This is a genomic window from Streptococcus mitis (genome assembly GCF_022137125.1).
In the GTDB taxonomy this organism is placed as follows: domain Bacteria; phylum Bacillota; class Bacilli; order Lactobacillales; family Streptococcaceae; genus Streptococcus; species Streptococcus mitis_CE.
Genome location: NZ_JAKNEQ010000005.1, coordinates 143,064 through 154,425, shown reverse-complemented (window position 1 = coordinate 154,425; position 11,362 = coordinate 143,064). Strand labels below are relative to the sequence as shown.

General features: G+C 38.4%; 9 protein-coding genes. 1 reads left to right on the top strand and 8 read right to left on the bottom strand.

The genetic code is table 11. From position 1 onward, the window contains the following. From L0P31_RS06165 to L0P31_RS06130, 8 genes are all read right to left on the bottom strand, one after another. On the bottom strand, positions 1-1,532 hold a 1,532-nt coding region (locus L0P31_RS06165; RefSeq protein ID WP_238096186.1), incomplete at its 3' end, for a pneumococcal-type histidine triad protein. Positions 1,533-1,742: 210 nt separating this feature from the next. After that, a complete protein-coding gene (locus L0P31_RS06160; RefSeq protein ID WP_238096184.1) occupies positions 1,743-4,871 on the bottom strand; it encodes a pneumococcal-type histidine triad protein in 3,129 nt (1,042 codons plus the stop codon). A gap of 7 nt (positions 4,872-4,878) precedes the next feature. Beyond that, on the bottom strand, positions 4,879-5,796 hold the full coding sequence (gene adcAII, locus L0P31_RS06155; protein WP_000730403.1) for a zinc-binding lipoprotein AdcAII: 918 nt from the start codon (positions 5,794-5,796) through the stop codon (positions 4,879-4,881). Positions 5,797-6,092: 296 nt separating this feature from the next. Further along, positions 6,093-7,484, bottom strand: coding sequence for an APC family permease (locus tag L0P31_RS06150; protein ID WP_001020317.1), 1,392 nt, complete (start codon positions 7,482-7,484; stop codon positions 6,093-6,095). Between the two features lie 122 nt (positions 7,485-7,606). Continuing rightward, positions 7,607-8,173, bottom strand: coding sequence for a thiol-disulfide oxidoreductase-associated lipoprotein SdbB (gene sdbB / locus L0P31_RS06145; RefSeq protein WP_000757363.1), 567 nt, complete (start codon positions 8,171-8,173; stop codon positions 7,607-7,609). A gap of 11 nt (positions 8,174-8,184) precedes the next feature. Continuing rightward, positions 8,185-8,892 (bottom strand): thiol-disulfide oxidoreductase-associated membrane protein CcdA2, encoded by a 708-nt coding sequence (gene ccdA2, locus L0P31_RS06140; protein ID WP_004241755.1) that lies wholly within the window; start codon positions 8,890-8,892, stop codon positions 8,185-8,187. 212 nt (positions 8,893-9,104) lie between these two features. Then, positions 9,105-9,380: an HU family DNA-binding protein gene (locus L0P31_RS06135; RefSeq protein ID WP_001284640.1), complete on the bottom strand. Its 276-nt coding sequence runs from the start codon at positions 9,378-9,380 to the stop codon at positions 9,105-9,107. A gap of 107 nt (positions 9,381-9,487) precedes the next feature. Continuing rightward, positions 9,488-10,327, bottom strand: coding sequence for a DegV family protein (locus tag L0P31_RS06130; RefSeq protein WP_000161409.1), 840 nt, complete (start codon positions 10,325-10,327; stop codon positions 9,488-9,490). Positions 10,328-10,466: 139 nt separating this feature from the next. On the opposite strand from L0P31_RS06130, the gene L0P31_RS06125 reads away from it, so the two are divergent. After that, the gene (locus L0P31_RS06125; RefSeq protein WP_024056825.1) at positions 10,467-11,315 is read left to right on the top strand and encodes a YitT family protein; all 849 of its coding nucleotides are present in this window, start codon (positions 10,467-10,469) and stop codon (positions 11,313-11,315) included. Positions 11,316-11,362 lie beyond the last annotated feature (47 nt).

Here is an 11,362-nt window from a genome sequence, read left to right as displayed (position 1 = left end):
TGATGATCTTCATCGTGATCGTCATCATGAGCTGGATTTGGTGTTGCTGTATTTGTCCCTTTCAAGTGGTCTTGCGCTGCCTTGATTTGATCAGCAGTCAAATCCTTCTTGAAGAAGTAATGATTATGGTCGCCGTGACTCATGATAAATCCCGCTTCATCTTCAGCAATAATACGATTGGCATCAAAGCCGTGCCCATCTTCTTCATGTTCCTCATGTGAAACACCAGGATTGACTGGAAGAGATGGCGAAGGTGTTGTTAGACCATTGTTTGGAAGAGTCGGTTGACCAATTTGATTCGACTTAGGAATGTAATGGAAATGATCACCATGTCTTACAATATAAGCTGTAGCAGTTTCTTCGACAATATCTTTAGGATTAAAGATATAACCATCAGATGTTGAAGAAATTTCCTTATTTAACGTTGAAGAAGCATTATTCAATATAGATGGATTACTTGGAATATTTCCTAGACTAGACGCTACTTCATGAGGTTTTTCATTTGTAGAAACTGTCGAACCAGTTCCACCGATAGGCACCATTCTAGCAATCTTTTCTTCTAAAGGAGATAGCTTGCTGTAAGGAATAAAGTGATAATGGTCACCATGCGGAATCGCAACTCCATTTGGTGTCCGACTGATAATCTTAGCAGGGTCAAAGACCAGACCATCTGATTCACTGTAACGTTTGTCGCTAGGTGAATCGTAGAGTTCTTTCAATAAACTTTGGAGATTTTCAACTTTGCTTTCTGGCTTGCTAGTTGAGCCTTGTGCCACAGATTGCGTGTTATTGTCACTAACTGCTGAAGAATAGCTTAGCTGACTTGGTTGCGTATTTTTGCCAGCTAAATGAGCTTTTGCTGCTGCTAATTCACTAGCAGACAAATCACTTTTTGGAATATAGTGGTAGTGACCACCGTGAGGAACTATATAAGCATCACCCGTATCTTCGATAATATCAGCTGGATTAAAGACATAACCATCATCTGTCGTATAGCGTCCCTGAGATCTTGCTACAGCAACATCAGAGCTGACCTTCTCATTATCTTTGACGTGTTCTTGTTTTTGACGATTGATTTCATCCTTAGTTCGAACATTATCAGCATGAGCTACATCTTTCAGATAGACATAATATTTTCCATCAACCTTGATGATATAACCACCCTTAACCTCATTGACAATATCAGCGTCTTTAAGTTGATAATTAGCATCCTTCATCAGAAGTTCTTCACTGAAAATCGCATCATAAGGAACTTTCCCATTATAGTAATGATAGTGGTCACCATGTGAAGTCACATAGCCCTGATCTGTAATTTTGATGACAATTTGCTCAGCCTGAATTCCTTCTTTTTGACTGACCTGATCTGGTGTAAGGTTTTCAGTTTTCTGACTTGACTGACTGCCATCCACATAAGAGACACGATTATTGTCCTTATTTTCCTGCGAGCGATGCTGGTTCAGTGCATAGGCGCAAAGACTCAAGGATACGATAACAGCTGATCCGGCTGCAATATACTTTTTACTGAATTTCATAAATCCCTCATTTCAATAAATGATGAAGCTTTTCTTAACTTCTTTTTCTCGGTTAAACAGTTTTTCTAAACTGGTTATTTAACCAATTAATTAACCAGTAAATAGTTTACCTTTTTTAAGTTTATCTGTCAAGATTTTTATGTCATTTTAAAAAAATAAAAGCCAGTATTGCTACTGACTCTTACATCATATTGATTTAATAGGATAAACTTATGCTTCTGGTTTCGTCGTAACTGACTCACTACCTTTTAACAAAGCAAGTAGTTTCTCTGCTTCTGCCATGATGCCATTATTATCCATGGTTTGAAGACTCAGATTATTTCGTAAACCAGATAGGCTCTCTGTCACATTGTCTTTCAAACTAGCATCCGTTACTTTAGCAAGTAGAGCTTCTACTTCTTTGAGTTTGGCTTCTACTTTTTCGGTTTCTACTTGAGGTACTTCAGCTTCGTCTGTTGTATCTTTAGATACTTCTTCTGTCTCGTCTTCATCAGTGCTCGGTTTATAAAGATTATCTACTGAAGGGGTTGAACCTGTATGATTTTCTTTTTCATTGGATTCAGGACGAGTTGACTCGTCTGATTCATGACGATCTTCCTTATCTTCATCAGATTTACTGTCTTGGTCTGCCTTATTTTTACGAACATGGTCGCTGGCATTTCCCCAACCATTATCTGAGTGAGGACGTTCTTCAGGATGTTCAACGTAATATTTTACAGTCGCAAAGAGATCCTCCAGGCTATAACCCTTAGGTGCTTCATAGAGTCCTTCATCAAACCAACCAAATTTAATGTTATGGTAATGGTCGTAATGAGGTATAATTAAGCTACCATTTTTTACTTCAACAGTATGTTGTAGATTGTAAGGAATATGATCAAGTGGGACCTTCTTAGCTGCTTTCACTTTATTATAGATTGCTTCTACTCCTTTAACCTCAGTATCTCCTGAACCCTGATTCTCTGTTGAAGGAGGTGTCAAACCTTTCTCTTTAGCATAAGCCTGGGCTGCTACTCTTTCAGCTTCAGACAAGCTCTCTTTCTTAATCCAATGACTATGGGTCATATGCGGAGTTACATAAGCATCTCCCTCATCACTGGTAATATCACGAATGTCAAAGATATACCCATCTTCTGTTGTATACTTACCTGCTAATTTCGCTAATTTAATTTCAACATCTGTATAAGCAATTTGAGCATTTGGTTTTCCGAGACGTTCTGGATGGGTAATTGGTGCTAAGAATGACAATAAATCATCTACCAATTTTCCTTTATTAGAAGATTCATCATTCAAGCGTTCTGCTAATTTGTTTAAGGCTTGGAAATCAGAAGTACGCCCCTTATTTTCAGACAAGGCTTTATGAGCTTCGGTCAATAAATTATATGCTTTATCATAAAATTCTTGGTCACGAGGAGCGACATTTTCTTTCTTCGCAACTAGGGCATGCGTCTCTTGAGTTTTCTTTGACAAGAGATTTTCAATAGCGTCAATCTTATCCTTGGCTAAGTCTTTAGCTAGAACATAACGACTAGCGCCCTTATCCTCGAAAATATAACCATCACCAACTTTTCTAACAACCTGGTTGACATCAAGTTCAGTCGGTTTATTTTCCACTGGTGCTTGAGGTTTGGTAGTAGGAGCCGGCTTCAGAGGAGTAACACTTGGCAAGACACTGCCATTTTGTCCCTTAACAGCTATCATACGAGCCAATTTTTCTTCCAGCGGTGACATTTGTGAATAAGGAATAAAGTGATAATGGTCTCCGTGAGGCACTGCTACACCGTTAGCTGTACGTTTGATGATTTGTGCCGGATCAAAGACTAGTCCATCCGATTCCACATGGCGTTCTGACAAAGGTTTGGCATACAATTCACTTAAAAGTGTTGAAATGTCTTCCCCATGATTTTGATGATATGTTGGTGTGACAGTCAGGTTTGGAGTCTCTGTCAAACTTGGTTGGGCTGGTTTAGCATTATCACTACTTGGTTTACTTGAGCTTGTGGCAGAATGTGAGCCCTGCTTCCCATTCCAATAGGCTTGAGCAGCAGCCAATTCTCCTGCTGACAAATCACTCTTAGGAATATAGTGGAAATGATTTCCATGCGGTACAACAAAAGCGTCACCTGTATCTTCAATCACATCTGTCGGACTAAAGACATACCCATCATCCGTTGTATAAGCTCCTCCAGTTCCTCGATTCGGTGCCGGCGTATTGAGATTAAAGTTTGGTTTAATGGTTGAACTTGGTGTTGAACTTGTTCTCTCAGGACTGCTTGGTTTCGTATTATTAGAATGACTTTGAACTGGCTGACCTCCAATTGGTAGATTTCGAGCCAATTTTTCTTCCAAAGCAGACATTTGCGAATAAGGAATGAAATGGAAATGATCTCCGTGAGGAACTGCCACACCATTGGCAGTACGTTTTGTAATCTGTGCTGGGTCAAATACTAATCCATCAGACTCCACATGACGTTGGCTAAGTGGCAAAGCGTACAATTCTTGGAGGAGACTATCCAAATCCTCATTTTGACTCTCAGGAGCTGCTGCAGGATTTTGAGGAGACTCATATTGACTTGTTCTCACACTAGATCTTGTTTCAGCTCTGCTTGAACGATATTCAACTGTACTTAATTGATCACCTTTTCCAGATAAGAAGGCTTGGGCAGCAGCTAATTCGCTGGCAGACAAATCACTCTTCGGAATATAGTGGAAGTGATTGCCATGAGGAACGATATAGGCATCACCCGTATCCTCAATGATATCAGAGGCATTAAAGATATAACCATCATCCGTTGTATAGCGTCCTTGAGCTCTGGCTGCAACTACTGCCTGATCATTAGAAGCACCCCCGTGATTACTACTATGTTCCTGCTTCTGACGTTTAATCTCTTCTTTTGTACGAATATTGTCCGCATGGGCGGCATCCTTGAGGTAAACATAGTATTTCCCGTCTACCTTAATCACATAACCACCCTTGATTTCATTGACAATGTCTGAATCCTTCAACTGATAATTCGGATCTTTCATCAGCAGTTCTTCACTGATGATAGCGTCAAAAGGAACCTTGCCATTATAGTAATGATAATGATCTCCATGAGAGGTCACATAACCTTGATCCGTAATCTTGATAACAATTTGTTCGGCGTTGATTCCCTCTCTCTTACTGACTTCATCTGGTGTCAAGTTCTCTGCTTTTTGACCAGCCTGATCACCATCTATATAAGCTACTCGATTAGAATCTTTCTTAACTTGACCAGCTTGGTAACGACCAAGTTCATAGGAACAAACACTTAGGGCAAGAACTGCCACTGAACCCGCTACATATTTTTTATTGATTTTCATTCTTTCCTCATTTCAATTCTTCTGCTAAAACACTCATATTTTCTTCAAGATTTTCGAGATAAGTCTTGTCATTTTGTGGGTCTGCCTCTAAAGGATTCAGAGTTTTAAGCCCCACACCTGTTGATTTGACAAGAGTTTCAGCTACTTTTGAAGAAGCATTACTTTCTGTAAAAATCGTCTTAACCTTATAGGTCTTAACAAATTCCTGAATTTCTGTTAGTTGTCTTGGACTTGGTTCCTGTTCAGGAGAGATACCAGCGATTCCAAGTTGATTGAGTCCAAATCGCTTCGCTAGATAAGAAAAGGCTGTATGTTGTGTTACAAAGGTTTTCTGACTCGCTTTTTCAAATCTAGGCTGGAATTTCTTAGTCAATTCTTGAGCTTTTTTGATAAAGGCTTGCGCATTTTTCTGATAAGTCTCTTTATGCTCACTATCAACCTCTGAAAGTTTATCAGCAATAATTTGGGCTTCTTCTCCAGCTTTTTCAGGATCTAGCCAAGTATGAGGATCATAGAGCGTTTTTTCATCAACTCCATCCCCTGCTTCCACATCTTCTAGCCCTGGGACGCGGTCTAAAGTCATTCCCTCTGAAGCCTCTAAAACCTTCACTTTAGATTTTTTTAGATTGGGATCCAGACTTCCTGCCCAAGATTCAAGCGTATGCGAATGGTAAACAAAGACATCTGCATCATAGATGGCCGCGATGTCATTTGCCGAAGGTTCAAAGGAGTGAATTCCACTACTTGACTGAATCATTCGAACATCATTCAAATCACCAGATACTTCCTTGACCATAGCATAGATAGGATAAAAACTAGTTACAATTTTCATCCCTTTACCTGACTGGCTTTCCTTTTGACCACAAGCACCTAAACACAAAAGAAAGATACTTAACAATACTAAAAATAAACTTTTTTTCTTCATAGATAACCCCTTAACTATTTAATTAACTGGTAAACAGTTTACTCCTAAAAATTTAATCTGTCAAGCTATTTTTAGAAAAAATTTGAAATTTCTTTCACATATAAAAATCTGCTGAGTTTCAATAACTCAACAGATTCTCACTTTATATACTCAATGAAAATCAAAGAGCAAATTAGGAAGCTAGCCGCAGGCTGCTCAAAACACTGTTTTGAGGTTGTAGATGAAACTGACGAAGTCAGTAACCATGCATACGGCAAGGCGAAGCTGACGTGGTTTGAAGAGATTTTCGAAGAGTATTATTCTTCTATGGTAGAATGCTTATAACCATAAGTAAAGTAAATAATACTTCCTACTAACAATGCAACTAGGAAAGCAATCCAGGTTTCCATATTATACTGCAACATAAATGATAAACAAATGATGATTGATAAAATCGGTAATAAGGGTACCAGTGGTGTTTTAAATTCTCCTGCTTTGGGCATTCCTTTTTCTTTCCGTAATCGAATCAGACCATAAGCCAGCATGATCAAGTAGGCCAAGGTACAAATATTTAAGAAGGCTGCGATACTAGCAAGAGGGAACATTCCTGCTGCTACTGCTGAAGCTAGACCTGTCAAGATAGTAGCATTTTTTGGTACCTTGCTTGTTTTGGTCAGTTCTTTAAAGGCAGCAGGCATCAATCCGTCACGCGCTAAACTGTAAATCATACGAGATAGGGCATAAGTCATTGAGATACAAACCGTAATCAAGGTTAAGATAGCCACTAATGACACATAACTAGCTGCCCAACTAATCCCAACGCTACGAAGGGCAAAGGCAACGGCATCGTCGACATTTAGATGACTATAGTGAACCACACCAGTCAAAACAAGCGTCACCAAGGCATAAAGAATGGTTACGATAGAAAGCGATAAGACAATCCCTCTAGGAATATTTTTTTGAGGAGTCTTGACCTCATCTACAGCCATAGAGATGGATTCAAACCCCAAAAAACCAAAGAACATCAAGGACGCACCAGCCATAATACCAGTACTGGCACCATAGATTTGTCCAAAACCATAGGGAGCAAAATTACTCCAGTTATCAAGCTTGATATGCCAGATTCCTACTAAAACAAAGAGAGCTAAAGCAGAAAATTTCAAAATAACTAGAATTGAATTAAAGCGTAAGGCGGCTTTCGCATTAAGTAGAACAAGCGAGGTCACCAAGACCAAGACAAGAATAGGTAATAAATCAACAAACGTCCCTGCTTGAGGATTAAAGGTACCATTTAAAGCCTGAGGAAGGGCTATCCCGTATTGAGAGAGAAGCCCTTTAAAATACGCTGCCCAACCAGAAGCCACACCCGATATGGCTGTCATGAACTCCATCATGGTTAACCAACCTGCCAACCAGGCTGGGAATTCTCCTAAAATAGCATAGAGATAACTGTAGGCACCACCTGTAGCAGGTACTCGTGAAGCAAATTCTGCAAAAAAGAGAGCTGATAATCCCACACATAAGGCAGAAATGACAATTGAAATCACTAGGGCTGGACCAGCAAGTGTTGCAGCTGCAGTACCAGTAATTGTAAAGACGCCTGTCCCTACCATGGCTCCGATACCCAGCAAAATCAAATCCCATAACTTCAAATGCCTGTGCATCTCTGTTTTATCCAAACTAACATTCTTTGTTCTAAATATATTCATCTTTGACTCCAAAATAAAATGATGATTCTATTTTACCATAAATATAGGATATTTGTGAATATTTATAAAATGTTTTCCTAAAAAAATCTGACTACTCTCTTGTAATCAGATTTTTATCTATTCTAGTTCATTTCTTTAAAGGCTGCTTCTGCATCCGCATTGCTGATAACACCAAATTGAATCTTCCCAATCTTTCCTTGACTGTCAATCAGGTATTCTGTAGGAATGCTTCGAATTTGATAAGCTTGGAATGTGGTTGCTTTTGTGTCATAAAGAACTGGGATATCCTTATAACCTTGATCTTGGAACCATTGTGGGAATTGCTCGACAGTTTTTTCACCTTGAATTCCTGGTGCAATGACACTAAGAATTTCAAAATCACGATCTGGTTTCGCCGCTAATTCCATCAACTCAGGCATACTTTTCTTACATGGACCACACCATGAAGCCCAAAACTTCAAGTAGACTTTTTTCCCCTTATAATCAGATAACTTAACTTCTTTACCATCCATAGATTGTAAGGTGAAGTCTGGCGCATCTTTTCCAACAGCAATTTGTTGTACAGTCGTTTGTTGCTGTTGTTTTGGGGATTGTTGTGGAGCTTGAGTCTTTTTAGTCTCTTCCTCACCACAGGCTATCAATACGACTAATGACAAGAGGCTTAAGGCAGCAAACATTACTTTTTTCATCTTTTTCTCCTTTATTCAAAAATTCCAGCTAGAACATTTACTTGTCCTAATAGTAACAAAATTCCCATTAAAATAATGAGGAAACCACCAATTTTCTTCAGTAGCATCATATGACGTTTAATTTTACTAAAATAAGGCATTACTACACCTGAAGCTAGAGCCAAAAGCAAGAAAGGAATTGCCATCCCCAGAGTGTAAATCAAGGTATAGATTGCACCTTGCCAAGCGCCATTTCCTCCAGAAGCCGCAAGCGCTAAAACAGAACTCAAAACAGGACCAATACAAGGCGTCCAACCAAAGCTAAAGGTAATACCGAGTAAAAAGGCCGACCAATAACGATTGGCTTCTGATTTCTTAAAAGTAAAGCTTTTTTGAACCTCTAATTTCTTAAAATGAAAAATTTCCATCTGATGAAGACCTAAAATGATAATAATTGTTCCCATGGTATAGCGAAACCAATTGGCATAGAGAATATTCCCAAAGTAACCAGCACCAAATCCTAGAATAAAGAAAATGAGTGAAATGCCTACGATAAAGCAAAGCGTTCGAATCAAGCCGGACCACGCAACTTTTCTACCAAACAAAGAAAAACTTTTTGCACTTTCCTGATCATCCAGCAAAATTCCAGTATAAACAGGTAACAGAGGAAAAATGCAAGGGGAAAAGAAGGACAAGATCCCTGCTAAAAAAACGGAGATTGAAAATACTATCGTTTCCAATAAAAAACCAACTTTCTTAATAATTCTAATTCTATTTTACTATAATCAATTTCATTTGTATGATTTCTGCTACGCAATTTGAATTAGTCTGTACTTGAAATATTTTCCGGTACTAGTTCATTCAGATTCTGGCCCTTTTTTGCCTCCTATACACAAAAAAAGCCTACTGCCCAAGCTAGAAAGCTTGATACAATAGGCTTTTGGAAGGTTGATTATTTAACAGCGTCTTTAAGAGCTTTACCAGCTTTGAATGCTGGAACTTTAGAAGCTGCAATTTTGATTTCTTTACCAGTTTGTGGGTTGCGACCTTTACGTGCAGCACGCTCACGAACTTCAAAGTTACCAAAACCAATCAATTGAACTTTTTCACCAGCTGCAAGGTACTCAGTTACTGCTGCGAATACAGCTTCAACTGCTGCTGCTGAGTCTTTCTTAGTCAATTCTGTAGCTTCTGCTACTTTAGCGATCAAATCTTGTTTGTTTGCCATGTTAATGATTCCTCCAATTTTATTTCTAATTAACAAATATAATCATATCCTAAAATCCCTTTTAGGTCAAGTTAAAAACGCTATTTCTTCCCATTTTATTTATTTTTTTAGGAGTTGTAACGTACTAAAACAGCCCAAGCATTCTCACCCGTGTGAGTTTGAATAATAGAGCCCGTTTCCAAAACTGAAATAGGCTTTTCAACATAAGCTTGTAAGCTTTCTTTCATCTCTTTTGCCCAATCAGCACTACCAGAATATGAAATTCCAATCTCTGCTACAGAACGTTCAGAGAGCGATGTTATCAGTTCATCCAACCATTTTTTAAAAGTTTTAGCTCCACGACCTTTAACTATTGGCTGCAATTCATGGTCCTTCATCTGCATGACAACACGTATATTGAGAAGTGAGCTCAACAATCCAGTTACACGCCCAATTCGTCCACCTTTAACAAGGTTTTCCAAAGTCGAAACGCCAATATAGAGTTCTGTGTGGTTTTTAACCTCTTCTACATGAGATAAGATTTCCTCCAACTCTTTGCCTTCTTGCGCTAATTTTGCAGCCTCAACAACTTGGAATTTCAAGGCTTGGTCAGTGAAGGAACTATCAATAACTGTTACATCGGCAGTAGATAAGCTAGCACCTTGACGTGCCGCTTCTACAGTGCCAGAAAGGGCGTGAGACATATGAATAGCAAGAATCTGGCTACCATCTTTGCATAGGTCTTCAAAAACTTCAGCAAAGACACCTACAGGTGGCTGACTTGTTTTCGGAAGATTTTTACTTTCTTGCATCAACTGAAGAAATTTACCTTCTTCTTTCAAATCCGCATCAGAATAAACAACATTATCAATCATTACAGATAACGGAACAACAGTGATATCTAATTGTTTTACTAGTTCTGGTTCAATAGTAACAGATGAATCGGTTACAATCTTAATTTTAGTCATAGTATCAATCTTTCTATTTTAGGATTCAGATTGGTTTTTCACTTTTAATTATATCAAAAAAAGATTAAAAATCCTAATGGAGTCAATCAAATTTTCCTTAAAAATTTGATATAATCTACTTATAAGAAAAGAGGTCCCTATGATTAAAAAAATTTATCCCATTTTAACCATTTTGCTAGGTGCTGCTATTTATGCTTTTGGGCTGACTTATTTTGTAGTTCCCCATCATCTCTTTGAAGGAGGGGCGACAGGTATTACCCTTATCACCTTTTATCTTTTTAAAATCCCTGTTTCTCTCATGAACCTGCTGATTAATATTCCCCTTTTCATCCTAGCTTGGAAGATTTTTGGAGCAAAGTCCCTCTATTCTAGTTTACTAGGAACCTTAGCCTTGTCCGCCTGGTTGGCCTTTTTTGAACGTATTCCCCTTCATATTGATCTTCAAGGTGATTTACTAATCACTGCCCTTATAGCTGGGATTCTATTGGGAATTGGTCTTGGAATTATCTTTAATGCTGGAGGTACAACTGGTGGTACTGATATTCTAGCTCGTATTCTCAACAAGTACACTCATATATCAATGGGAAAACTGCTCTTTATCTTAGATTTTTGTATTCTCATGCTCATTCTCCTAATCTTCAAGGACTTGAGATTGGTTTCCTACACGCTCTTATTTGATTTTATCGTTTCGCGTGTCATTGATTTGATTGGCGAAGGTGGCTACGCAGGTAAAGGATTTATGATTATTACCAAACGTCCTGACCAACTTGCTAAGGCGATTAATGATGACCTAGGTAGAGGCGTTACTTTCATCTCAGGTCAAGGTTATTATAGTCAAGAAGATTTAAAAATCATTTACTGTATTGTCGGAAGAAATGAAATTGTGAAAATGAAGGAAATGATTCATCGAATTGATCCTCAAGCCTTTATAACTATTACAGAAGCTCACGAAATCCTTGGAGAAGGATTTACCTTTGAAAAAGAATAAAAAGAGGTCTTGTAGTGACCTCAAAAGTTAGACTACATCATCTATCT